At 35.8% G+C, this 25,422-nt stretch carries 26 protein-coding genes; 10 read left to right on the forward strand and 16 right to left on the reverse strand.

Annotated elements, in window-relative coordinates:
* Positions 1-115: 115 nt before the first annotated feature.
* From C1634_RS04655 to C1634_RS04670, 4 genes are all read left to right on the forward strand, one after another.
* Complete coding sequence (locus C1634_RS04655; RefSeq protein WP_109737965.1) at positions 116-754, forward strand: TetR/AcrR family transcriptional regulator; 639 nt, start codon at positions 116-118, stop codon at positions 752-754.
* Complete coding sequence (locus C1634_RS04660; RefSeq protein WP_103233039.1) at positions 738-2,054, forward strand: TolC family protein; 1,317 nt, start codon at positions 738-740, stop codon at positions 2,052-2,054. The genes C1634_RS04655 and C1634_RS04660 overlap by 17 nt, the downstream gene beginning before the upstream one ends.
* 16 nt (positions 2,055-2,070) lie before the next feature.
* Complete coding sequence (locus tag C1634_RS04665; RefSeq protein ID WP_103233038.1) at positions 2,071-3,174, forward strand: HlyD family secretion protein; 1,104 nt, start codon at positions 2,071-2,073, stop codon at positions 3,172-3,174.
* Between the two features lie 140 nt (positions 3,175-3,314).
* Positions 3,315-4,892 carry a DHA2 family efflux MFS transporter permease subunit gene (locus C1634_RS04670; protein ID WP_103233037.1) on the forward strand — a complete coding sequence of 526 codons (1,578 nt, stop codon included), beginning with the start codon at positions 3,315-3,317 and terminating at the stop codon, positions 4,890-4,892.
* Positions 4,893-4,935: 43 nt separating this feature from the next.
* Here C1634_RS04670 and C1634_RS04675 read toward each other — a convergent pair whose 3' ends face one another.
* A complete protein-coding gene (locus C1634_RS04675; RefSeq protein ID WP_103233036.1) occupies positions 4,936-5,631 on the reverse strand; it encodes an HNH endonuclease in 696 nt (231 codons plus the stop codon).
* A gap of 356 nt (positions 5,632-5,987) precedes the next feature.
* Between C1634_RS04675 and C1634_RS04680 the strand changes: the two genes are divergently transcribed.
* Positions 5,988-6,584 carry a hypothetical protein gene (locus C1634_RS04680; RefSeq protein WP_103233035.1) on the forward strand — a complete coding sequence of 199 codons (597 nt, stop codon included), beginning with the start codon at positions 5,988-5,990 and terminating at the stop codon, positions 6,582-6,584.
* A gap of 346 nt (positions 6,585-6,930) precedes the next feature.
* Here C1634_RS04680 and C1634_RS04685 read toward each other — a convergent pair whose 3' ends face one another.
* Genes C1634_RS04685 through C1634_RS04695 form a run of 3 tightly spaced genes read right to left on the reverse strand, consistent with a single transcriptional unit; the run spans position 6,931 to position 9,308 of the window.
* Positions 6,931-7,944 carry a TQO small subunit DoxD gene (locus tag C1634_RS04685; protein ID WP_103233034.1) on the reverse strand — a complete coding sequence of 338 codons (1,014 nt, stop codon included), beginning with the start codon at positions 7,942-7,944 and terminating at the stop codon, positions 6,931-6,933.
* A 54-nt stretch (positions 7,945-7,998) separates the two neighbouring features.
* Positions 7,999-8,355, reverse strand: a complete 357-nt coding sequence (locus C1634_RS04690) for a hypothetical protein (RefSeq protein WP_103233033.1) — start codon at positions 8,353-8,355, stop codon at positions 7,999-8,001.
* Positions 8,356-8,393: 38 nt separating this feature from the next.
* Positions 8,394-9,308, reverse strand: coding sequence for an alpha/beta hydrolase (locus C1634_RS04695; RefSeq protein ID WP_109737966.1), 915 nt, complete (start codon positions 9,306-9,308; stop codon positions 8,394-8,396).
* A gap of 166 nt (positions 9,309-9,474) precedes the next feature.
* Between C1634_RS04695 and C1634_RS04700 the strand changes: the two genes are divergently transcribed.
* Together C1634_RS04700 and C1634_RS04705 are read left to right on the forward strand one after the other, a co-directional pair.
* Entirely contained in the window at positions 9,475-9,792 is a 318-nt protein-coding gene (locus tag C1634_RS04700) for a nucleoside triphosphate pyrophosphohydrolase family protein (RefSeq protein ID WP_103233031.1), read from the forward strand.
* Positions 9,792-10,352, forward strand: coding sequence for a DNA-3-methyladenine glycosylase I (locus C1634_RS04705; protein WP_103233030.1), 561 nt, complete (start codon positions 9,792-9,794; stop codon positions 10,350-10,352). Before C1634_RS04700 ends, C1634_RS04705 begins: the two co-directional genes overlap by 1 nt.
* Positions 10,353-10,453: 101 nt before the next feature.
* Here the strand turns inward: C1634_RS04705 and C1634_RS04710 are convergent, their stop codons facing one another.
* Together C1634_RS04710 and C1634_RS04715 are read right to left on the reverse strand one after the other, a co-directional pair.
* Complete coding sequence (locus tag C1634_RS04710; protein ID WP_103233029.1) at positions 10,454-10,960, reverse strand: hypothetical protein; 507 nt, start codon at positions 10,958-10,960, stop codon at positions 10,454-10,456.
* Positions 10,961-11,037: 77 nt separating this feature from the next.
* On the reverse strand, positions 11,038-11,409 hold the full coding sequence (locus C1634_RS04715) for a winged helix-turn-helix transcriptional regulator (RefSeq protein WP_103233028.1): 372 nt from the start codon (positions 11,407-11,409) through the stop codon (positions 11,038-11,040).
* Positions 11,410-11,499: 90 nt separating this feature from the next.
* Between C1634_RS04715 and C1634_RS04720 the strand changes: the two genes are divergently transcribed.
* A complete protein-coding gene (locus C1634_RS04720) occupies positions 11,500-12,030 on the forward strand; it encodes an NAD(P)H-dependent oxidoreductase (RefSeq protein WP_103233027.1) in 531 nt (176 codons plus the stop codon).
* A 46-nt stretch (positions 12,031-12,076) separates the two neighbouring features.
* Here C1634_RS04720 and C1634_RS04725 read toward each other — a convergent pair whose 3' ends face one another.
* From C1634_RS04725 to C1634_RS04750, 6 genes are all read right to left on the reverse strand, one after another.
* Positions 12,077-12,529, reverse strand: a complete 453-nt coding sequence (locus tag C1634_RS04725; RefSeq protein WP_103233026.1) for a hypothetical protein — start codon at positions 12,527-12,529, stop codon at positions 12,077-12,079.
* Between the two features lie 2 nt (positions 12,530-12,531).
* A complete protein-coding gene (locus C1634_RS04730) occupies positions 12,532-13,005 on the reverse strand; it encodes a hypothetical protein (protein ID WP_103233025.1) in 474 nt (157 codons plus the stop codon).
* Positions 13,006-13,506, reverse strand: a complete 501-nt coding sequence (locus tag C1634_RS04735) for a DUF2199 domain-containing protein (protein ID WP_103233024.1) — start codon at positions 13,504-13,506, stop codon at positions 13,006-13,008. It lies immediately after the preceding gene.
* A 9-nt stretch (positions 13,507-13,515) separates the two neighbouring features.
* Entirely contained in the window at positions 13,516-14,985 is a 1,470-nt protein-coding gene (locus C1634_RS04740; protein WP_109737967.1) for an FAD-binding oxidoreductase, read from the reverse strand.
* A 33-nt stretch (positions 14,986-15,018) separates the two neighbouring features.
* Positions 15,019-16,605 (reverse strand): patatin-like phospholipase family protein, encoded by a 1,587-nt coding sequence (locus C1634_RS04745; protein WP_109737968.1) that lies wholly within the window; start codon positions 16,603-16,605, stop codon positions 15,019-15,021.
* A gap of 162 nt (positions 16,606-16,767) precedes the next feature.
* The gene (locus C1634_RS04750) at positions 16,768-17,667 is read right to left on the reverse strand and encodes a magnesium transporter CorA family protein (RefSeq protein ID WP_103233021.1); all 900 of its coding nucleotides are present in this window, start codon (positions 17,665-17,667) and stop codon (positions 16,768-16,770) included.
* 73 nt (positions 17,668-17,740) lie between these two features.
* Here C1634_RS04750 and C1634_RS04755 point away from each other — a divergent pair, with 73 nt between their 5' ends.
* Positions 17,741-18,763 carry a 3-oxoacyl-ACP synthase III family protein gene (locus C1634_RS04755; RefSeq protein ID WP_109737969.1) on the forward strand — a complete coding sequence of 341 codons (1,023 nt, stop codon included), beginning with the start codon at positions 17,741-17,743 and terminating at the stop codon, positions 18,761-18,763.
* A 171-nt stretch (positions 18,764-18,934) separates the two neighbouring features.
* On the opposite strand, the gene C1634_RS04760 is transcribed toward C1634_RS04755, so the two are convergent.
* A complete protein-coding gene (locus C1634_RS04760; RefSeq protein ID WP_109737970.1) occupies positions 18,935-20,095 on the reverse strand; it encodes a thioredoxin family protein in 1,161 nt (386 codons plus the stop codon).
* Between the two features lie 303 nt (positions 20,096-20,398).
* On the opposite strand from C1634_RS04760, the gene C1634_RS04765 reads away from it, so the two are divergent.
* Positions 20,399-22,030 (forward strand): AraC family transcriptional regulator, encoded by a 1,632-nt coding sequence (locus tag C1634_RS04765; RefSeq protein WP_165835259.1) that lies wholly within the window; start codon positions 20,399-20,401, stop codon positions 22,028-22,030.
* A gap of 332 nt (positions 22,031-22,362) precedes the next feature.
* Here C1634_RS04765 and C1634_RS04770 read toward each other — a convergent pair whose 3' ends face one another.
* The 3 genes from C1634_RS04770 to pruA form a co-directional block, all read right to left on the reverse strand.
* Positions 22,363-22,572, reverse strand: a complete 210-nt coding sequence (locus C1634_RS04770; protein WP_103232565.1) for a hypothetical protein — start codon at positions 22,570-22,572, stop codon at positions 22,363-22,365.
* A gap of 254 nt (positions 22,573-22,826) precedes the next feature.
* Positions 22,827-23,036 carry a cytochrome C551 gene (locus C1634_RS04775; RefSeq protein ID WP_228409985.1) on the reverse strand — a complete coding sequence of 70 codons (210 nt, stop codon included), beginning with the start codon at positions 23,034-23,036 and terminating at the stop codon, positions 22,827-22,829.
* Positions 23,037-23,416: 380 nt separating this feature from the next.
* Positions 23,417-25,042 carry an L-glutamate gamma-semialdehyde dehydrogenase gene (gene pruA, locus C1634_RS04780; RefSeq protein ID WP_109737971.1) on the reverse strand — a complete coding sequence of 542 codons (1,626 nt, stop codon included), beginning with the start codon at positions 25,040-25,042 and terminating at the stop codon, positions 23,417-23,419.
* Positions 25,043-25,422 lie beyond the last annotated feature (380 nt).

Genomic DNA, 25,422 nt, shown 5'->3' on the forward strand with positions numbered 1-25,422 from the left:
TTCTTACATGTAATTATAGAAACAGTCTTTTGTTTACAATCAATTAAATCTATATTAAATAATCAATCAATCGTTTGATTTTAACAAAAACTTATGTAAATTTGCGCCCTGAAAAATGAACACTAACATGATTTCAAAAGAAGAAAATATATTATTTGCGGCCGAGAAGCTCTTTGCAGAAAAGGGGTTCGAAGGAACTTCCACCCGGGAAATAGCAAAAGATGCTCATGTAAATATCTCTATGATCTCATATTATTTTGGCTCTAAGGAAAAACTTTATGAGAAATTAGTGGAATACAGAATGAATGAAGGTCAGTTTTTTTCAAAAGATCTTTTGGGAAGAACAGATATCAACGAATGGCAGAAGATTGAAAGAGTAATTGATCAGTTTTCTAACAAGATCCGAACTCAAAAATGCTTTTACAGGATTATGCAGCGAGAGCAGTTGCACAGTAAGAATCCTCAGATTGTAGAGTTTTTGAAGCAAACCAAAATGGGATTCCTTTCTATGTATTCACAAATATTGGAAAGCGGTCTTAAAAATGGAATTTTTACCAAAAACCCACCTATTTATCTGCTTCATTCTACCGTAAGCGGAACTCTGTTTTATGCATTCAATGCCAAAGAGATGTATAAAGAATTCCTGAACGAAACAGAAGATGAGGAGGCTTTTGACGAAAAATACTATACAGAACTTAATAAACATATAAAATATTTACTAAAAGACCTTTTAGGTTATGAAGAGAATAAATAACTCAGTGATTGCATTATCACTATTCGTAGGAATAGCAAATGCAAATGCTCAGGAGAAAAAAACACTTTCTCTTGACGAAGCCGTTCAGCTGGGAATCCAGAACAGCAAGAATCTCAAGATCGATGCAGCCAAGATCGAAGAGGCTACAGCTGATCTTCTGGAGGCGAAAAACAGACAGCTACCAGAATTGAAAGTGTCAGGTAGTTACATGTACCTTCCGATAAAACCGAATGTTGATATTAAACTTCCTGGGCTTTCAGGCGGAGCAGGCGGTCCTGAAGTACATCAGGTGCTTTATGGTTCAGCTAATCTTAGCGTTCCTATCTACAGCGGAGGAAGAATCAGATATGGGATACAATCAGCTAAATATTTGGTGGAAGCATCAAAACTAAGTACTGAGAACGATAAAACAGCCATTGCTTATAATGTTGCCCAGGCTTATAATAATCTATTTAAAGCCAATCAGGCGATCAAAGTTTTTGAAGAAAACCTGTCTGCTTCTCAAAAAAGAGATGAAACCTTCCTTAAAATGGAAAATAACGGGTTGATTGCCAGAAATGACAGATTAAAAGCAAATCTTCAGACTTCAAATATTGAACTTCAGCTGTTGGAAGCTAAAAATAATTACAATATTGCCAATATCAATATGGATTTATTACTTGGTATTCCTGAAACAACTGAGATTGAAGTAGATCAGAATTATATTGAAGAAGGAACAGAGGTAAAACCTGTTGATTTCTATGTTACTGAGGCCAGAGAAAACCGTAAAGACTTACAGGCTTTAGCACAACAGAGAAAAGCAGCAGAATTGGGTACCAAATCGGCAAAAGCAGAAAACCTTCCTTCTATAGCATTTACCGGAGGGTATGTAGCAGCAGATATTCCTAAGTTTCTTACGGTCTACAATGCCGTTAATGTTGGGATTGGAGTTTCTTATAATTTATCCAATATCTGGAAAGAAAATTCTTCATTAAGACAGTACAAAGCGAGAGAAAAGCAGCTGGCAGCTACTGATGAATTATTAAATGACAACATTAAGCTTGATGTGAACAGAGAATATCAGAACACAGACTATTCAAAAAAGAGAATTGTCGTTTTCGAAAAAACTGCTGAACAAGCTAATGAGAATTATAGAATTACAAAAAATAAATATGATAACGGTCTTGCAACCATGACCGAATTGCTGGATGCAGACGCCGCTCAGATCGCGGCCAACGTTGGCGTGATCAATGCTAAGGCAGATGCTGCACTGGCATACAGAAAACTATTACAGACAACAGGAACTTTAACAATTAAATAAGCAGATCGAAACCAAAATGGAAAATAATAATACACAGGTAATTGAACCTAAAAAGAAAAAAAGTTTAGTTTTTCCTATCATTTTAGCGGCAGTAGTAATCGGAGGAGGAATCTACGGTTACAGAGCCTTCACTTACGGACAGTATCATGAAGAAACTGACGATGCTCAGATTACTTCCAATATGGCTCCTGTAATTTCTAAAATCTCTGGCTATGTAGCTCAGGTAAAGGTAAAAGATAATCAGTTTGTAAAGAAAGGAGATACTTTGGTGATTTTGGATAACAGAGATCAGAAAATGGCTCTTGAGCAGGCTCAGGCAGCACTATCTACAGCCAAAAGTAATATTTCAAATGCAGAAGCTACCACAACGGCTACTTCAAAAAATATCGGTTCTTCAGAAGCTGCTGTAGTAACTGCTAATGCTCAGATAGAAGCTGCGAAAGTAAATATTTGGAAAACTACTCAGGATCTGAAAAGATATGCTAATCTTGTGAAAGACCACTCTATTACAGAGCAGCAATATGAGCAGGCTCTGGCTGCAAAACAATCAGCAGACAGACAGCTACAGGTTTTGATTGATCAGAGAAATCAAATTGCTCAGCAAACCCATATAGCTTCTTCTCAGACGGCAGCAAGCTCACAACAAATCAGTGTTGCAGGGTCTGTGGCAAAGCAGAGAGAAGTAGATGTTGAAAATGCAAAATTAAACTTATCATATACCGTAATCCTTGCCCCTGAAGATGGACATGTAGGAAAAGTATCTACTCAGGCTGGTCAGTATCTGCAGGCAGGATCACAGTTGTTTGCTTTGGTTAAAAACGACCAGAAATGGGTAGTGGCCAACTTTAAGGAAACACAGGTAGATAAAATGGTAGAAGGACAGAAAGTGAAAATTGAAATTGATGCTTTTCCTGACCAGAAATTTGATGGAGTAGTAAGTTCTTTCTCTCCGGCTACAGGAGCTACTTTCTCTATACTTCCTCCGGATAATGCGAGTGGTAACTTCGTAAAAGTAGTTCAGAGACTTCCTGTGAAAATTGATTTTGTAAATCTTGATAAGAATATTGCAAAAAGATTGAGAACAGGGATGAACGTGAAGGCAGAGGTTGCTTTGAAATAACATTTAAAATTACTAAAAGTCAATAAGCTTCGTTGTCAATAGTGAATCAGTTTTGCTGTCAATTTAAAACGGACAGATTTAATATTCACGATTCACTTGCGGAGCAAAATTTACCATTGACTTTTACATCGTAAAAACTTATGCAAGATTCATTAGTAGAATATGGAGCGCGGAGAGTGATCATTACGATCACAGCTATCCTTTGTGCCCTTCTAGAAATTGTAGACTCCACGATTGTCAATGTTGCCTTGAATGAAATGAAGGGGAATCTTGGATCTACACTTTCAGAAGTGGGATGGGTAATTACGGCTTATGCCATTGGTAACGTAATTATAGTACCGATGACGAGCTGGCTTTCCCAGCAGTTTGGGCGTAGAAATTACTTTGCGGCATCCATCATTATATTTACCATATTTTCATTTTTATGTGGAAATGCGACCAATATCTGGGAACTCGTGTTCTTCAGATTGATGCAGGGAATCGGTGGTGGAGCCTTATTGGTAACTTCACAAACGATCATTACGGAATCTTATCCGATTGAAAAAAGAAGTATGGCTCAGGCTATTTATGGTCTGGGAGTAATTATCGGGCCTACATTAGGTCCGCCTCTTGGGGGGTATATCGTTGATAACTTCAGCTGGCCATATATTTTCTATATTAATATTCCGATCGGAATTGCAGCAACTTTGATGACGCTGCAATTTGTAAGAAGTCCGAAATATGCAGAAAAGCGTAAGGTTTCGGATGTCGACTGGATTGGAATTGGTTTACTGGCAGTAACGGTAGGTTCATTACAGTTCATTCTGGAAAGAGGTCATGAAGAAGACTGGTTTGAAAGCGGAATGATTGTAGCATTTACTGCAGCGGCAATTTTAGGATTTATATTATTCCTTTGGCGGGAACTCACCTTTAAGTATCCTATCGTTGAGCTCAGGGTACTTAAAAACAGTAACTTAAGAATCGGAACAATGATGTCATTCGTGCTTGGATTCGGACTTTATGGTTCCACGTTCATCGTTCCACTCTATACACAGAGTATTTTGGGATGGACGGCTCTTCAGTCAGGAGCATTAATGATTCCGGCTGCATTGACAACCGCCTTTATGATGCCTATTATTGGTAGACTATTAGCAAAAGGAGCCAAACAGCAGATCCTGGTTTCATTAGGACTCTTTATCTTCTTTGTCTATAGTTTCTGGGGATATAAAATTCTGACACCGGATACCAGTAAAGATGCCTTTTTCTGGATGCTGATTGTAAGAGGGGCCGGTCTTGGATTATTATTTATCCCGATTACCTCTTTATCACTAAGCACCTTGAAAGGTCAGGAGATTGGTCAGGGAGCAGCCTTTACAGGAATGATGAGACAGTTAGGAGGTTCATTTGGTATTGCTGCCATTACAACATTTATCGCCAATGCAGGTCAGAAATACAGGAATAATCTGATTTCCCACTTGGACGAAAATAGCTTTGAAGTTCAGCAGAGACTCGCAGCTCTTAAAGCAAGTTTTATAGCAAAAGGAAAAACACCTGATGAAGCCATGAATGCCGCTTATAAAATGCTTGATTTATCTGTAACGAAACAGGCAACAGTATTGTCCTATATGGACGTATTTCTTTACCTCGGAATCGTATTCCTGGTATGTATTCCGTTTATCTTACTCGTAAAAGAAAGGAAAAGCAAAGAAAAAATAGATTTGAGTGAAGCCATGCACTAAATTTTTAAAAAAAACCTTCGAAATTTTCGAAGGTTTTTTTTATTTAATATTTTATATTTATGCCAACTGGACTATTAGCAAATATGCAATTATTAAAGGATGAGTACATTGTAGGGGTATTAAAATTCAAAAAGGTTGGCGAGAATTCAACAATTGAACCATTAACGTAGTTTTTTCCAGCTATATTAATTTCTTCGTTTTCAGCCCATATTTTTAAGATATAATTATCATTCTCTGTATTACTTATAGTTATTTCATTTTTTTTATATCTAATTATAAAATCCGACTGAGCCCAATATCTATTTGCAGACATCCAAAATATTAGATAACCTTGTTCATTATAGAATCTACAATTTAAAAGTATATTATTATTTACTTTTTGTAATCCCAATATATTTTCTTTATTAATCATTATCAAAATTGGAACATTTTCAAAAAAATTATTTCCTAATTTTACTCTTAAAGTGCTAATGTCAAACTGTATTCCTCCAGATAGTCTGTCTCCTTTCATGTGAGTTGACTTTCTCTTAAGTAAATCGGATTCTGAAATTTCATTTTTATGAACCTGCGTATGACAATTGGGACACAATAAAATTAAATTGTCAACTTCATGCTTTCCTCCTTTTGAATATTCCTCAATATGATGACGTTCAGTTAATTTTTCACAACACCAAGCACATTCAAAAAAATGCATTTGAAATACTTTATCACTGATTGTTTTAGGTATATGTCTACTCATATTATCTGTAAGTTTTCTAATTAAATATTTAAATATAAACTATTTATACCTTAATGTACTTTTTAAATAAATTAATATCACTTATTGGAGAATTTATTTATTTTTACATAACCAAATGAAAAAATATGAATAGATTCCCTCAACCCGAAAATGTCTTTTCAAAAAGTAGAGTCTTACTATATTACAGGACTTTTATCTGAAGAGTATTTGTATCTCAGCCCATCGTACTTTACCCTTTACGATGCTTTTATACCCATAAATGTGATAGTCTTTTTTCCTAAAGGTTGTTATTACTACTATTTTTTCTTTCATACTAAACTTAACCATGATCTCAAAACACTTACAAAACATTAAATATGAATCAAATACAACTTCCAGAGACCTATTTGGCATTATCAGATTTCAGGGAAAATGATATTTATCTTCCTGAAATGAATCAGGCTCAGATTATTTCAGATTTTTTTCCAGGAACCTTTACAGAGCTTACCCAACGCCTGTCAGATATTACAGGAGCGTTTTATGGAGGCATGCTCAAGCAGATCGGAAAGCTTTACGGAGCAGAAGCTATTGAGCAGCTTTCCAGTATTTTTATGTATGATCTCGGATCAAGAATGGCCCTGAGGAACCTTGAAGCAAAACCTAATCTGCAACCCGGTATTCCGGCTGTAGCAAAAATATTGATAGGAGCAGTTTTTACATCCAGTCCCGAATATAATTTTGAATTTAAAGAATTAAATGATCACAGAGGCGAATTGCTGATTAAAGGAGTAGACCGTTACCACAAAATCACCCATAGCCTGCAGATTGCAGGTTTGCTGAAATGGCCGGTCATCAAACCTTTCATACAGGGAGTTTGCGATACCATGGGACTGGATGTTTTACTTGAAATAAAAGTCCTGAAGCTTGATCCGGACAGTTCATGCAGTTATCATGTCATTGTCTCAGAAAAATAACATCAAATATGAATAAAAGCGGACTTTAGTCCGCTTTTTCTGTAAATGAATATCTAATGGCTTTAGCTAAAGTGCATAAAGCTTCTCGCAGATTTTGCTGATTCTGCAGATCTTATTTTAACGAAATTATATCATACAGAAAATTCAATAGGAGTGGGCTTTAGCCCATTTACAAAAGAATAATACCTTCAATTGGCTTTAGCCAAAACATAAAATCACACACACTTTAACGATAACATTATCAAAAATATCAGTAGTATTCAATTTTATCGGAGATAAAATCCCTGCGTCTTATAAGATATTTATACAAAACTTTCCGCGCCTTTGCGTACACCAATAAAATATTTTATTCAATCCTCTCTATCCACTCAATACCACTTACATCAATTAGTTTCAGGGTATAAATTTCACTTTTCAAAAGAACATCATCAATATTTAGAGTTAAATCTGGCTTTGCTCCCAACGGAATAACAAGACTGTGTTTTCCGGGTTTTACTTTGGCAACGTAATGGTTTTTTATATTTTCTTTAGAAAAATCGGAAAGTTCTTTATGGTTCAATTCTTTTAAAATATTTCCGTTTTTGTCCAGAATATGAATGCCTATCAGAAAAGAACCATAGACATCAGCACCTTCTGTTCTGTACACTTTAAATGTCAGATCTGAACTGTTATGAGAGATGTTTGATATTTCCAGCTTTGGCTTTACCGATTTATTATGTAAGGTTCCCCATACACCTCCATGGAAATATTGATTGGTAAAAAGAGTTAATCCGAATATAATCAGCGAGCCCGCAAAGACAATCGTTTTAGGTTTTGAAACAGGGAGATCTCCCGAACCTAACCATGGGAACCATTTTTTTTGAGTGAAGCTCTTGTTATTCTTTATGAAATAATAATCCATCGAATAAGGGCCGCTTCCGGTAAGAAACAGAACAAATCCGCCTGCGACTCCTAAAACCCCTATCTGCCATTCATCAAGACAGGTTGTGCCCAGCCATCCGGATCCTAGCAGGATCCCAAGGGCAAGACTGAAGATCCCAATGCTCATCAGCCGGGTAAATAATCCAAGAATAATCAATAATCCAACAATGGCTTCAATGATGGTGAAAGTAATCATGGATCTCTCTAAAGCATCGGGATGGGTAACCAGATACTCAATAATTGGTTTTATTCCGAGGGCATTGGGTAAGAAATGATTGAATTTTTCCCCGATATATCCCTGTTCATCGGGAATAAGTTTGTTTTCAAGGATAAGTCTGCGCCAGAAAGCTGAAAAGTAAGTCCATCCGATAACCATTCGGAGGGATAATGTATATAATCCGGCCAGGTCCGAAGACAGGCTGTTTATGGTATGTTTCATTGAAATTAATATTGTTATTGTAAAAAACTGATTTTTAATGAGGCTTAAAAAAGTTTAAACCAGATTAAGTTTCAGTCTTTTAAATAAAATATATTTCGGCGGGCTGTTTCCTGTAGAATGCCCTGAATATTGATTGAAAAAAATCTTCTCTTCAAAAGAGTTCCCAGCAACGAAATAAATACCGGAAAAAGATTCTTTGTACCGGCTCTGAACTTTATTTTTTAAAACTGAAATTCCGGAGGAAGCAGATGCAGAATCACAACTGAAGGAAAGAGATGAGGTTGTTTTTACTTTATTGAGGCCGCTGATGTACTGAATGTCAAAAATATCAAGAACATTTCTTTTGACAGAACATGGAGACAATGAAAATACCAATATAAGCATCGTAATGACAGCTTTATAGGTTTTCATATGAAATCTTGAATGGGGCATAATTACAAAACTACACTTTATTTTAATGTAAGCTCCATGAATTGTAAGAAATCGGCCTGCTGATCTACAAATAAGTAATGTGAGCAATTGTCAATACACTTGAAATTTTTCTTTCCGACTATATTTTTAAGATCATTCAGCTGTTTTTCTGAAAATATTCCGTCATTTTTACCATAGACCGCAAAAACGGGAATTCCTTTTTTCCGGATGTCTTTTAAAACAGCGGTATTATCCAGATTGTTCTGAAGTTCATTTTGATAAAACTTCAATGGAGAATCGGGGTTTCTTATGTTGCTTTTGTAAAATTCACCCGCTTTGTATTCATTTCTCAGCATTTCACTTTCGGGAGTAGGATGGGGCATATCGAAGAATCCCAGTTTTCCGGCGATATCATAACATCTTTTTCTATAGGCCGCAGAATTTTTGTTCAGACCTTCTATTTCCGATATTTCTTTGAGCTGGGCAGGATCATTTTTAAAATGTTCTCTGGCTTGTTTTAAAATATGATTATAGGTTTCCTGCTGGGTAAATAAAGCTCCTGCAAGAGTCAGACTGTTTACTTTATCAGGAAATTGTGCCGTAAATAAAGTCCCGATAATTCCGCCGAAGCTGTGGGCAAGAATATTGGCTTTTTTGATGTTATAAGTTGTATAAATTCCTTTTAAATCCTCAAAACTTTCCTTAAAGGTCATAGTAGCATTCTCATCCTTTGAACGTCCTTCACCACGTCTGTCATAGACAATGACATAAAATCCTTTGTTAGCAAGGTGTTGAGCCGTTGTACCCTCAAATAAAGTTGCATTTCCGCTTGGTCCGCCATGAATAAAAATTACAGGAGCATTTTTCGGATTTCCATACGCTTTAGAATATAAATTCTGTGATTTAAAAAACATTGAAGATATGATGAAAAGAATGGAAAACAGTGATTTCATGATGGTTTTTTTAAGCCCTCTAAACTACTAAATATTCTCTGAGCAGAAGAAAATAAAGTGATCTGAATTATTATTACATTTAAAAATTGAAAACACTACTGACGGACAGTTGTCACAGTTCCGGTTTATCTTTACACTCTCAAAGTTTATATAAAAACAATAAAATATGGACACCAATAATTTTGATACCATCATAAAACGTTCCTTAGATATCAGAGAAAAATATCATCAGCTGGAAATAAAAGGCAACGGAAAAGAATGGACTCTGGAAGAAGATGCTCTTGCTTATCTTACTGATGCGGGATTAGTAGGAAGAAATGTAATGTCCCATCAGAAAACATGGCTGAAAAAAGATTCAGCGGAAGAATTAGAACATAAATTAGCGGAAAATATCTGGTGGCTGATTGTCTTGGCCGATCGAACAGGAATTGATATTAAAGAAGCGATGGGAAAATTTTTAACTAAAACTGAAAATATATTCTAATGAGTTATTGTTTAGCAATAGAAGGCATGCAGCCCGAAAGCAGAAAAGAACTGCACAAAAATTACCATGACAATTATTATGGGTTTCCTATTCATGATGATAATGAGCTGTTTGGAAGACTGATTCTGGAGATCAATCAGGCAGGATTAAGCTGGGAAACCGTTCTGAAAAAGGAAGACAGCTTCAGAAAAGCCTATGATCATTTTGATATCAAAAAAATAGCGGCTTATACAGAAGAAGACCGTGAAAGATTGCTCGGTGACCCTGGAATTATCAGAAATAAACTCAAAGTGAATGCTGCGATAGAAAATGCAAAAACTATTATAGAATTGCAGAAGGAATTTGGTTCATTTGAAAAATGGCTGGAACATCATCATCCTAAAACATTACAGGAATGGATGAAATTATTCAAGAAAACCTTCAAATTCACAGGTGGAGAAATTGTCAACGAATTTCTCATGAGTACCGGATATTTGAAAGGTTGTCATACCGAAACTTGCCCTATTTACGTGAAGGTATTGGAAAGTAATCCATTATGGAATAAAATGGAAGATAAATAGAAAAACTGATCAATATATAATTTTAGATTCCTACGGAAAGACACAGTGTGTGCATAATGTCAAATACTTCTATTTGTCATTCCGTAGGAATCTAAATTATTCTATTTCATGCTTCTTACCGAAACATCCGGTTTTTCACCTTGCGGAACAATGAAAATGGCATTGTCACTGATTGTATCTCCAGGATCAAAATAATAGCTTCCAGTTACAGGAATAGTACTGGTGATGAATTTTCCAGATTTGTCATAAGCAGAATATGTAACATTAATCATTTGAGCCTTCATTTTTAATTCTATTTTTTTAGAAGTAAGTCTGGCTCCGGTTGCATTAATGCAGTCCAGTTCTACAAGGCCTATATTGCTTGTAATTTGAGGAAAAGCAGACAGCCTGATGTTGTATGTCTTATCTGTAGTATTTTTTATCGATGCAGAAACTTTATAGCGGTCATAGGATTTTCCACCAGATTCTACACTTTCTTTATTGAGGATATTAAAAGTAACAGCCATCCCATTGACATCGAGTGTCTGGCCGTCAGAAATTTTTTGTGCATGTATGTTTATTCCTAAAAAGACAGCGATAAAGAACAATAAAAAAGTCAGATTTTTCATAGTATTAGTTTATGTATTTAAAGATAATTATTTTACATAAATAATACAATGTAGAATTTTTTTCAACTACAAACCGTTTATTTGTTATTGTTTTTCATCAATTCCTTATGCTCATTTCCCCATTTTTCAAACTCCAGGATAATGGGTTTCAGTTTGTATCCTATTTCTGTAAGTTCATATTCTACCCTTGGCGGAACTTCTGCATAGACTGTTCTGGTAATGATCTTGTCTTCTTCCAGTCTGCGAAGCTGAAGTGTAAGCATCCTTTCGGTAATATTCTGAAGTTTTTTTCTAAGTTCCCCGAATCTCATTTTCCCATTGATCAGATAGCAGCAGATGGCCAGTGCCCATTGCCCTCCGATCGTGTTGGATGCATAGATTTCCGGACATTCATCAGCAAGTGCCTTTTTATTAGCAAAATTGGTTGAGGTTTCCTTTATTTTAGTCATTACTTACATTTTTATAGTACCATACAATAGGTTGCTAATGTACGAAATGTAAGTTACGTGTTGTAATTTTGTAGCAGAAATTTAAACATAATGAAGACCTTAGTAATTGTTACACACCCAGATATTGAAAAATCAGCCATTAATAAAAAATGGATTGACGAATTGAAAAAATACCCTGAAAAATATACCGTTCATCAACTGTACGAAGCTTATCCCGATGGAAAAATCAATGTAGCAGAAGAACAAAAACTGATGGAATCTTATGACAAAGTTGTATTTCAGTTTCCTTTTTACTGGTTCAGCAGCCCACCACTTTTAAAACAGTGGCTGGATGAGGTAGTTTTGTATGGCTGGGCGTATGGAAGCAACAGTGGTTTTAAACTGGCCGGAAAGAAAATGTCACTGGCTGTCACTGCAGGAATAGATGAAGAAGGATACTCTACCTCCGGAGAATATAAATACACGATGAATGAGCTTTTCAGACCTTACGAACTGACTTTCGATTATATAAAAGCAGATTATAAAGAACCTTTCGTCTACTACGGAATTGAAAGAGATTCTTCCGATGAATGGATCAACAGAAGTGTTCCGATGTATCTGGAATTTTTGGATAATTTATAATGATATAAAAAGTAGGTTGAAACTTTGAATCTCCAATGTGTTCAGCCTACTTTTGAATATATTCAAAGGGTTCCACATTCCAGTCCTGCACATATTTTTTTATCGTATTACTGTCAATATTAAAAGGGACATCCTGATATTTCCAGCCTTTTGAAGGAACTTTTAAATCTATAAGATAGTTTTCAATCGAGTAGATATCAAGTATCGCTGAATTATCAGGTTTTATAGAATCAAAAATGATAAGAAATTTGTCTCCTTTTTGATAAGAATAATTAGCAGTTTTAGAATATGTAATACCATTAACATGATATTTATAATCTATTCCCACCCCATTATTGTTTTTATAATGCCAGTCTGAGGTGGCTTCTCCAATTGTATATTTAGGGTTTTTGAGTATGTTATTAATCCCCAGATTAGCACTGATTAAACAGAATATAATAAATAGGAAAACGACTATCAATACAATAATATGAAACTTTTTTAAAATAAATTTTTTCATACTCAATTATTATATTTTTCATTGAACTTTTGTAGATCTATCGCCTGTTCCTGAAAATACTCTTTAAACTTATCTGAAAGATTTTTGTCTTTAAATTTTACAATAGTGTACCCGCTATCAAAAGCAATAATTTCTACAATACTTTCCTGAATTAAAAAATGATTAGGTTCCCAAACACGTGTATCTTCAGCAGATAATCTGGATACTAATGAAGTATCGGGTTCAATATTATCTTTTACAGCTGATATTACTCCCCAAATCATCTGAGTATTGCTTTGATACAGTTTTTCAAATTCCGGATTATTCAAAATAAAAAAATCTTCATCAAAGTTAATGGGAAGCGGCTGATCTGGCATAAAATCTAAATCTGTCAAAATCCATTTATAAACAACGAGGTCATCCCATATAGGTTTCAAAACCTCCTGAAGATTAGTATGGAATTTCACCTTTTTGGTATTTCTGATAATCCAGTTCATCTATTCTCTATTTAAAACCCTGTTGATTCTCTTCTCCGCTTCCTCCTTTGTTATTCCATTATAAAAATCATCTACAAACGGATGATCATAGCTTTCATGCGGAAAAACAAATGGTCGGCCGATAGAATTATTTACTACCACTGTTGTAGGAATACTTTCTTCAAAATCATAATCCGGAAGATACGTAGAAAGCCATCCGAAATATTCAGCTTCAAATTCCTTATTGTCATAATTTTCAACATATTCATCAAAGCTCTTTTCACTCAATGACACCCAGATTCCGTAATCCAGATCCCTGCAGTCATCTGTAACTTCCTGTATAAGAACGGTACGGATAAATCTGTGGGTGTTTTCGGAATCTTCCACGACACACAAATCCGAACTGAGTTCAGCATTTTTTAATTCTTCTTCGGATAAACACGAATAGAAATAGGGTTCATTATAGGCGAGTGCAGGCCAGTCTTCCTTTTCTTCCCCACAGCATTGGCAGATGTATTTCATAGTATTGTTTTATTTATAGTGTTGGTAAAACTTATTATCAAAGAGCTCAGAAGGGTCATATTTTCTTTTCATTTCAAAAAAAGATTCTGCTTGTGGATAGACCTTTCTCATTTTCTCTCTGCCGATATGAAGACGGTAAGGAAGATAAAAAGTACCCTCGTTTTTCAGGGTAATATCTACCAGTTTGTTGGTGAGAACTTTCATGGCTTCTTCCTGCTTCTCTGTTTTCTTCTGGTTAAAAAGTAATACAAATCCGAAAACATGCTCTCTGGCGTAATTCATATAGCTGTCTTCATCCTTATTCACTGCACGGATAGTGATATTCAGGAGATCCAGCCCGGAGTTTCTCAAAACGGGTTTTATATCTTTAATAAACTGATTAAAATTTCTATCCGGTATAAAATATTCCTGCAGCAAATCTGTAGAATTCGGGTCTTTATTTTCAATGAGGGAAACATGATCGTTAAGGAGCTCGTTTCTGGAATAAACAGCATCTTTAGTCATTTTATTCATTCCCGTTTCCAGATCCCATCGCAGCCTTTTTCCGTACTCACTGTTTACGGTACTACGGAAAACAAGACGCTTTGTCTCTGCATTTTTAGCATTTTGAAGGGGGAGCGGTAAGGGCTTTTCATCTGCTTTTTCAAAATAATTGATGGTAGCTTCTTCAAGGAAATGTTTGTCAGAAATTCTCAGTCTTCCGAAAACAAGATTAACATTCGGATTTTCAGAAACAAATTTTTTGTAATAATCGGTATAATGATCAGAACTCAAACGGACATATTTATACTGAAGAGCAAGGTTGTCAACCACTTTTAATTTCACATCAAGAATAATCCCGAAAAGCCCATAACCACCGATTACCAGTTTAAAAAGTTCTGGGTTTTCTTCTCTGCTGCAATTAAGAATTTTCCCACTTTGATCCATCAGTGAAAAAGAAATAACACTAGACGAAATGGGAGGGAGGTTTTTCTGCCATCCATGACCGTTGACACTCATAGATCCGCCTACTGAAAAAGAACTGAAAGCCTGCATCACGGCGATAGATTTTCCATGTTTATCCAGGTATTTGATAGCGTCCTCCCAAAGAGCACCGGAACCGATGGTAAGAATGTTGGATTTTTCATCCAGTTCCATATGTTTATAAGGGAGCATATTCAGCAGGATGCCGTCAGGGTAGATGGTATGTCCGCCCATACTGTGCTGAGCACCGGCAATAGAGATTTTCAACTGTTTTTCTTTAGCATATTTCAGGATCTGACGAAGCTGGTTTTCAATTTCAGTTTTGGAAGCAGGAACTTTAATCAGTGTATCAATCTTTGTTAAATTCAGCTGGCTTGCATCATTCGTATATCCTTTGGGAATTTCGTTTTTAATATCGGATTCATTCCATTTTGTTTTAAGAACATGAACAACCGGAATAGCAATGAAAATAAGAACCATAACGGCCCCAAGTATAAAAAAATGTCTCTTTTTCATGGAAATTTAAAAAGCTAAAATACTTAAAAATCCTTATCCCACCGTAGGCGTATCCTCTTCTTTAAGTATTTTTTTATCCTTCATGGTAAGCATCATTCTTTCATATTTGTACTTTTCCCAGTTGAATCCATTGAGAAAATCAAGGGCAGCCTGAAAACCTCTGTTGAAAAGTTCTTCCTTTTCTTCTCTTTTCATAAAGAAATTCAGCCAGCTGCTGGTACCGCAGTTCACGGTTTGTATGCTGTAGAGCTTATAGAAAGTATGTTTCGTCAAAAATGTCTTGTCATTAAAGCCTTTCAAGGTATTGATAATATTTCCGGCATAGCTGAAGGGTGTTTTAAGGATTTCTTCACTGGTTTTTCCTTTTTCAGAAAGGATATCAGAATCACTCGTGAGCTGAACTCCGAAAAGGGGCATTCTGGGATAGAAAACTTCATCCGCATGAAACAGATCAATCGGGAAATTGGAAATACTGCCTCCATCAATGAAAACTCCTGCGGGATTAATATCTTCCGGTTTGGTATTCATCCAATATTTCCAGGCGTATTTTACAGAATCTTCGTTGGTATTGATTTGTTTCTGAAAAGGTTCAAAGAAAAAAGGTACCGCCATGGATGCTCTTACAAACTCAGCCGGGCTGATGTGTTTCAGTTCTTCTTCGGACCAGTAGAGATTGGCCATAATCGGAAGCTGTACTTTAATTTTAGCATTGATATCAGTGGTAATCACAACATAATCAGACTGAAGAAGGTAAAACGGATTGTTTTTATAATAATCATTATTGACAGCACTTTCGTAGAAAATTCTATATCGGGTCTGATCAATATGTTCCTGATTTTTGATTTTAATCTTTTCGATACTCTGCAGGGCCATCAAATAATATTCCTGCCCGTTTCCATAACGATAGTTGAGGTTGAGGTCCTTTTCTTTCTGGATGAATTTTTCGTTGAGGTGGGCAACTGTTTTTATTCCAAAATGATCCAGTGCGCTTTGCATGGTATTCTGAAAAACGTTTCCGGGATTAAGGCCGCTGTTTTCTTTCCTGAAATTGTTGTACAGCTTTTTAATGCAGAAAAAAAGAATGACAGCCGGAATCAGAGGAATCAAAAACATCAGTTTGGCATTCAGTATAGTTGTTGAAGGTGCCAGGAAAGGAATGCTAACCAAGATAATGAACAGGATTGCGGCAATAACAGCATTGATCTTAAAGAAATCTTTGTTGTTCAGCATCGCGTGGAGCGTTGTTTTTACATAGGTTTTCCCATCCATAAAATCTGAGAAATCCCAGCTGAAGAGAATATCTTTAATTAGCTCACTTTTGGCTTCTTCTTTGGTTTTACACGCTGCGATAAGCATGGTATTGATTGCTCCTGCACTCGTTCCTGCCACTTTCAGAAATCGGACACCGAATATTTCCAATCCATAAAGATAACCCACCAATGCGCTTCCCCAAACACCACCACCTTCCTGGACGAACTCCACATATTGATTTCCTGAATGATCCAGTAGATCAGAAAATTCTTTTGCTGAAATAGTCTCATGCAAAGCAATCAGTTTTTCCTTAGATGCCTGCGAAAGAGAATGATCTTCCAGAATGGTGTTAAGATTTTCAGGGGTCATGGTATTTTGTTTTGATGGTGTGTAGTTCTTGCGGGCAGAGGAGAAGTGATCTCTAATCTAAAATAGTCAGCAGGTTTAAATATTATCGGAGATAAAACCTTCGCCTTAAACCCACAGATTATTTTATATTCTTATGCGCCTTTACGTTCATATAAAAATTAATTACCACTGTTTTCGTCTCACATAAATAAACGTACTGATCATAATAGTAGCCATAACTCCTAACGTTATAAAATATCCGTATTTATGATGAAGTTCAGGCATATTATCGAAATTCATCCCATACACCCCGGCAATAAAGGTGATTGGTAAGAAGTAAATAGAATAAATAGCCAGAACTTTCATAACCTGGTTGGCCTTTTGATCCGAAAGTGCCAGGAACATGGAAATAAGGTTGGTAATCTGAATATTTAAATGATCAAAATCTGCCACTACATCTTTATGCTTATCCTTTAAATCTACAATTTCGGAGTCCTGGAGATTCAATAATTTAAATTTATCGATCGCATCCGTAGAAATTATCAGTACCCGTGAATTCAACCCTGATTTTCGTTTCAGCTTATAAAGACGGCGGATCTGGCTTGTATGATTGGTATTCTTAAGGAAAATCTCATTCTCTATATTGTCCATCGTTTCGAAAAGACTCAAAGATTCGTCGTCAAAACTTTTCATAATCAATATGGCGATCATCAGAATGATTTGCTGAGGAGTAAGGTCTTCCTGGATCATTGAAACTTTTTTCTTGACCTCGGAGATACTCCTTGTTTTCATCCTGTGGATGGTGATAATGGTATTATCTACCAAAAAGATTCCGATCTTGGTGCTGATATCACTGATCGTATTCAGATTCTTTCTTTCCAGTTCTGTACTTTCACGGAGTAAGAAGAACTTTACATTTCCGTCTTCTTCATATTTGGGAAGGTGATTAGGATCCATGGTATCTTCCAGGAGAAGATTGTTGATTTCGTATCTTTCATGAAGAAATTTCAGGTCTTCTGCAGTAGGAGCCTCCACATCTACCCATTCGCACTGGGAGGTTCTGTATATCGTATCAATTGGCATAAAGTAAAAATACTAATATTTTGAAAAAGTATGTGTTAAATAAGTTTTATCTTTGCCAAAATTAAAAAACTATATGATTAAAAGTACAATAAAAGGTGTGGGATTTTATGTTCCAGATAATGTTGTTACCAATGATGATCTGGCAGAATTAATGACCACCAATGATGAATGGATTACGGAAAGGACAGGAATTAAAGAAAGAAGGCATCGTAAGAATAGAAACGATTCTCAGGAAACGGCTGCTTATCTAGGATTTAAAGCTTCTGAAAAAGCCCTTGAAAAAGCTGGTCTTACTGCGAAAGATATTGATTATATTGTTTTTGCAACACTTTCTCCGGATTATTATTTTCCTGGATGTGGAGTATTGCTTCAGGATATGCTGGGATGTGATACCATCGGAGCTTTAGATGTAAGAAATCAATGCTCAGGATTTGTATATTCTATGAGCGTTGCCAATGCTTTTATTAAATCGGGAATGTATAAGAATATTCTTGTTGTAGGAGCAGAAGTTCATTCTTTTGGATTGGATTTTTCTGATGAAGGAAGAGGGGTTTCTGTAATCTTTGGAGATGGAGCAGGAGCAGTAATACTTTCTGCTACAGAAGATGAAAAAGCAGGAGATATATTAGCTGTCAATATGCATTCTGAAGGGAAATATGCCGATGAATTGTGCACACAGTTTCCTGGTTCTAAGTTCGGATGGAGTGACAGGATGAGAAAAGAACCTGAGAATGTTACCAATAAAGAAGTGTATCCTATTATGAATGGAAACTTCGTTTTCAAACATGCAGTAACAAGATTTCCGGAAACCATGATGGAAGCCCTTAATAAAGCTGGAAAAACCGTTGAAGATCTTGACATGTTTATCCCACATCAGGCCAATCTGAGAATTGCTCAGTTTGTTCAGCAAAAATTTGGTTTACCGGATGATAAAATCTTTAATAACATCCAGAAATACGGAAATACAACGGCTGCCTCTATTCCGATTGCTTTAAGTGAAGCGATTGAGCAAGGGAAAATCAAAAGAGGAGATCTTGTCCTTCTTTCCGCTTTCGGAAGCGGATTTACATGGGGAAGTGTCCTTTTTGAATATTAATAAGTAAAGATCCTTCTGGTTTTCACAGATACCACAACTGGAGACGTGAAAATTCCCTTCCTCTGGAGGGGTGGCGAAAATTCAAAGAATTTTTGACGCGGTGGTTCGATAAGACAATAAAAAAACCGCAGAACTTCAGTTCTGCGGTTTTTTTTATGATGTTTCTTTTTATTAAAGACTTTTCAATAATTTTTCTGTATCAGAAGAATCCTGTCCGGTACTTTTTGCAAGCTCAATAGACTTTTCAGCCCACATTTTTGCATTTTTCTTATCTCCAACCTTATTGTAAAGATTAGCTAAAGTATCTGTATTGGCAAAGTTCTCGTCTTTCTTCACAGATTCCTGTGCCCAGCTGATTGCTTTCTCAAGAGATGTTTTATTGCTTACATTTTCAAAGAAGTTCCATGCAAGAGAATTCAACTCTTCAGAACCTGCTGCAGAATAATCTTTGTAAAGATCAAGAATTAATTTTTCATACTCAGGAATATCTTTATTCTTTAAAGCTCTGTTGGCTTTCATTCTTTTTAAGATCTTGTCCGCCTCTTCTTTGCTTAGGAATTTCTGAGTTTCAGCCATAAAATAGCTGTCATTCCACGTTTTGGTATCTGCATTATATGCTTTTTTGGAAACGGTATTCAGTTTGATGTTTTTGTCAAACTTTTCATACTTATCTTCCGGGAAAAATTTAACGATATCTGCTTTTTTATCCTGGAAAATCTTATACAAAGGGCTGTCTGTAGTCTGAACTCCTGAAAGAAGCATTTGAATATCTTCCTGATCTAAGCCTGCTTTCTGCTGAAAATAACGGTTAAGTACTCTACCGGCAAACTCAGCATCATTATACATGGTAAGCCCTGCAAGATTCTTTAAAAACTCAGGATCTTTTTCTCCCTTCTCAAATTGCTGCTTCAAAGAAGTCAGTCTTTTGTTAGGATCTTCAGCATCCTTCGCAAACTGGATAAAGTCTTTCTCTTCAACATATCCTAGTGTTCTGTGTACAGCTTCACCATTTCCATCAATGAACAGGTAAGTAGGGAATGCTTTTACATTATATTTTTTTGCCAGTTCAATTCCTTCTCCTTTTTCCATATCAATTTTAGCATTGATAAAGTGAGAATTATAATAATCACCTACAGCCTGAAGGGGGAAAATGTTTTTCACCATCAGTTTACAAGGTCCACACCATGAAGCGTATGCATCTATAAAGACTAGTTTTTTTTCTTTTTTTGCTTTGGCCAGGATAGAGGCAAATTTGCCCTCTTCAAATTTAATTCCCTGTGCCCATACAAGGGCTCCTATAAAGATGGAGGAAAGTATTGCTATTTTTTTCATAAAAACTTTTTATTCCATGCAAATGTAATAAATATGATGACACATAAGCCGTCCATATTGAAAATAATTATACGGGAACCTTAGTTTTAAAGCAGACATCAGCTCATATGAAAGATAATCATCTATTGTTTTAGTATAATTATTAAAATTAATGTAAAATGCTGTTTTGGGTTAAATGATTAAATTTCAATATTATATTTTAATAAAAAATAAAATATCACTAGTTTTGTAAAAAACAAAAAGACACTCCCTGTTAAAGTAATGATGAATTATTATAAAATAAAAATAATAATTTGTTTTTTTATGTCTAAAAATCTTCTGAAATTTTTGTTTTTGCTGGCAACAGCTATCCCCATATTCGCTCAGAAAAAAAATAACTTTGATCTTATCTGTGAAAGAACCTCTTCTGTTACAGCTTATAAGGATTTACCCAAAGCGATCAAAACTGCAGATTCTCTTTATTTGTCGGCACAAACGTCTTCAGAGAAAATAAGATGCCTTGTTCTTTCTTCGGAACTTTATCATCATGCAGGTGAGCTTAAAAAAGCAATATGCTATAGTGAAAATGCCCATTCTGTCATCAATCAGGTTAATGATCCGGAATGGATGGCTGTGGTAACCCGATTACTTGCCAGACAATATAGACAGGTAGGGTTATACGAAAGGTCCAAAAAATACATTGTAAAAGGGCTGGAGGCATCGGGGAAGATCTCTGATTTTCAGAAAAGTAATGAGGCAGCAGGATTGTTGAATCAGGAGATGGCCTTCTATGAAATGGAATTGGGAAATTATTCAAACGCAATACGATACATTGAGTCATCCCTGAAATATTTTGAAAAAATTGACAGCCGTAATGAAGATAGAACGGCAGCGGCTTCTTATCAGGTGTTGGGAGATGTTTATTTTAAACTTAATGAATATTCCGTTTCAGAAAATTATTATAGAAAAGCTGAAGGATTGCTTAAAGATGGAAGCTGCACATTGGGATTGGTTTATAATGGACTGGGAGGTATCCGTTTGAAACAAAAGAACTGGAAGGATGCCGAATTATACCTTAAAAAAGCTGAAAAAATTGCAGATACATCCAGAAGTCTTAAGCTTAAAAAAGCAGTATACTCTAATATTAATGATTACTATGAAGGAATGGGAGACAATTTCAAAGCTTCTTTATATGCGGTAAAATATGTACGGATGTATGACAGCATTGCTGCCCGCAACCAAAGTTTCACCATGAGAGGTCCTTTTGAGATTTCTAAAGCAAAGATTAATAAAAAGAACGGACAGATGAATTTGGTGAAGAATGCTGCTATTATTGTCCTGTTTATATCGTTGGTTGGCTTACTTATTTTCTTCAGAACAAAGCAGAAAAAACAGCGTTCAAAGCTTAGAAATATCATAAGGACTCAGTTGAATATGATCAGTAAAAGGAACAGTTATCCTTTAAAACAATCCGGTGGTTCTGAGTTTTCCAATATATCCGTGGAAGAAATTGATGAAAAAGATTCTGAAACAGACCGAAAGCGCAATGATTCATTAATGACCTCCGAAACAGAATCAAAACTGCTCGAATTGCTGGAAGAATTTGAAAAAGGAAACCTGTATAACAATAAAGGAATGTCTTTGTCTTTTCTTGCAGGCGAACTGAATACCAATACAAAATATCTGTCTTATGTTATTAATCAGCATAAAAGTGCTGACTTTAAAACGTATATCAACCGCTTAAGGATCAACTATATTGTAGACAAAATGATCAATGATGAGAAGTACAGACAGTATAAAATAAGTATCCTTGCTGATGAATGTGGCTTCTCTTCACACAGTAAATTTGCCGCAGTCTTCAAAGCGGTTACAGACTATTCTCCATCCGCTTATATTAAATATATTGATGCTGAAAATCAATCAGATAAAAATGTTCATTTTCCTGAAAATGATTAATAAGAAGTGGTTTTTCTAATTCTATCTTACCATTTTCGCGAAAATGAACAACCTATTGTTTTATAGGAAAGCCTTGCTATCATATCTTTGCGCCAGCTTTGTAAGGGATGAACACAATTACAACAACGGTTGAACTCTTTTATTTTTGAAAGGATATTACATCTTCTGAAATAAAAAGTGGTAACACAAACTTCAATTCCCATTTTTAACTTTTAACGAAATATTCTGAATAAGAATATTAACCATATCTCATAATCGGGGTTGATTGCCCGGTTTTTTTTCAGTCAAGTTTTTTTAAGTGCAAATCCACAGAAGTCTGTGGATTTGTGATTTTATTTAACTTTTGTACTGTCGGTTTTTGTTTTTGAAGTATCAGAGGCTGCCGGTGAAGGGATTGAATTGGCCACAGCAGAATCACCCATTCGGTTTCTTAAAGAATCTTTGTTGTGAGCATCTTTATATTCCTCTCTTTTTTCTTTGTTTTGAGCACAACTTCCTAAGAAAAGAAGTCCAAGAACTGCTCCTATCCATATTTTTTTCATTGTAATACTATTTTGATGTTAATCAAATATAATCATTTAATTAAAAGATTAAAAGATTTTATTATCAAAATTCAATAGAGGTGGGCTTTAGCCCGGCCACTTTAAAAACAGCCCCTATCCACCGGCTTTAGCCAAAACTTAAAACTCAATAACGATACGGTCACCGACCTTTTTATCCTTCCATCTTCACAATAAAAAAATCTGCAGCGCTTTCATCTGCAGATTTTCCATTTTAAATTGAATGTATATTAATACTATTTGACGGGCGATGTCACCGTAGAATCCTTTTTCCTCTTGATACTGTCAAGATTCGTCTTTTTTGCAGTCATGGTATCAGTGGTTGCAGGTGATGCGCTTTTTCGTGCATTATCTACCGTCGCTGAATCACGGTTGCTCGATGACATTGTCGATTCTTTGGTTCCACAGCTCACTGCGAATATTCCTATTCCAACGGCTGTTAGCAATAACTTTTTCATACTATTTTATTTTGGGGTGTGTACTGATTAAAAATCAACAATTATTCCTAAGAGGGTATGGGAAGTCGTAAAGTATAGGTAAAGTTTGTTAAAAGATGTTAGGTAGGAGGTGGCAGGTGGTAGGGATTATGGGTGGGAGAGTTTGAAGGGCAGGGGGAGGGTTTGAGTGTGGGAGAGTTAGAGGGTATTAGGGGTAAGGGCCTTTCTGACCATCAATAATCTTACATTTTAAACCTCGAATCCCGCATCTCATATCCCGCACATCTCGCATCTCATACCCCGTATCCCGCACCCATTCCACAAAAAAGCCCCGAAACCGAAATTCCGAGGCTGTTAAATCATTTATCAATGATCATTTATCGTTTATATTACCCTAGATATGGATATTTGTAGTTTTTTGGAGAAACGAATGTTTCTTTTACGCTTCTTACAGACGTCCATCTTAGAAGATTCATTTTAGAACCTGCTTTATCATTAGTACCTGAAGCTCTACCACCACCGAAAGGCTGTTGTCCTACTACGGCACCTGTTGGCTTATCGTTGATGTAGAAGTTACCTGAAGCATTTTCTAACGCTTTAAAAGCCTCATTGATAGCATAACGGTCTTGAGAAAATACAGAACCTGTTAATGAATAAGGAGAAGTAGAATCTACAAGCTTCAACGTTTCTTTCCAGTCCTGATCTTCATATACGTAGATCGATAAGATTGGGCCGAAGATCTCTTCTACCATACTTTCGTAGTGAGGATTTGTTGTTTCGATTACTGTTGGGTGTACAAACCATCCTTTAGAATCATCAACTTTTCCTCCGATCGCTACAGTAGCCTCACCTGAAGCATTTGCTCTGTCGATATATCCTTTACATTTTTCGAAAGAATTTTTGTCGATTACCGCGTTTACGAAGTTAGAAGTATCTTCCGGAGAACCTACTTTGATGGTGCTCATCTGAGCTTCCATTACTTTTTTCACATCAGCCCAAAGAGACTTAGGTACATAAGCTCTTGAAGCAGCAGAACATTTCTGTCCCTGATATTCGAAAGAACCTCTTACCAATGCAGTCGCTACAGCTTCTACGTTAGCAGAAGGGTGAGCAATGACAAAGTCTTTACCACCAGTTTCTCCAACGATTCTTGGATACGTTCTGTAGTTATGGATATTATCACCGATCATTTTCCACATTCCCTGGAATACTTTTGTAGATCCAGTGAAGTGAAGACCTGCGAAATCACGATGTGCTAATACTTTTTCAGCAGTTTCTTTTCCATCTGTAAAGATCATGTTGATAACTCCTGCAGGAAGACCTGCTTCTGTCAATACATCCATGATTACTTTTGCAGAATATACCTGCTTGTCAGAAGGTTTCCAAACCACTACGTTTCCTAACATGGCCATACAAGTCGGAAGATTCCCTGAAATTGCTGTAAAGTTGAACGGAGTTACTGCAAAACAGAATCCTTCTAATGGTCTGTACTCTACACGGTTCCAGATTCCATTGTCAGAAACTGGCTGCTCCGAATACATTTCTGTCATGAATTCTACGTTGAATCTTAAGAAGTCGATGAACTCACAAGCAGCGTCAATTTCAGCCTGATGTACATTTTTAGACTGTCCGATCATCGTTGCAGCGTTGATCACATCTCTGTAAGGTCCAGCCAAAAGATCAGCTGCCTTTAAGAAAATTGCTGCACGCTGTTCCCAGCCTAGTTCATTCCAATCGTTTTTAGCTGCCAATGCCGCGTTGATAGCGTCATCCACATGCTGCATACCACCTTGGTAGTAAAATCCGAAGTCATGAGCATGATCCTGTGGAGACTGAAGCTGTACTTTTGTATCAGTTTTTACTTCTTTTCCATTGATAACCATTGGAATTTCTAACTTTTCAGCCCACATTTTTTTATAAGTGTCGATAAGGCTCTTAACTTCTGGAGATCCCGGTTCATATGAATTTACCGGCTCGTTTACCGCTAATGGTACTTGCGAAATTGCTTTTGACATATTACGTTTTATTATTTTATTAAATTAAATAAGATGTGTATACAAATTTACGATAATTATAAGGAAAGAAAAAAATACCACCTGATTTTATGGAATAAACTTTATTCTTGAATAATCATTAATAAATAGTGGTTTTTTAACGGTTGATATTGATAATAGAAGATGTATTTATTCGATATTTTAAATAGAAGGAGAAAATGATGTGAACGATCTTAATCATAAGAATAGAAACAACAAAATATTTGTCATAGTTTATAAACGGTGATTAAGTGTTGTAAATAAAGGATTTATGGCGAAATGTTAAAAATGTATAAAATTGCATTTGTTGCGATTTTGAACATTTTAAATAATTTTTTTGATAGCCGGAGTTTTAAGATTGT

This window comes from Chryseobacterium viscerum, from assembly GCF_002899945.2.
GTDB lineage: Bacteria > Bacteroidota > Bacteroidia > Flavobacteriales > Weeksellaceae > Chryseobacterium > Chryseobacterium viscerum.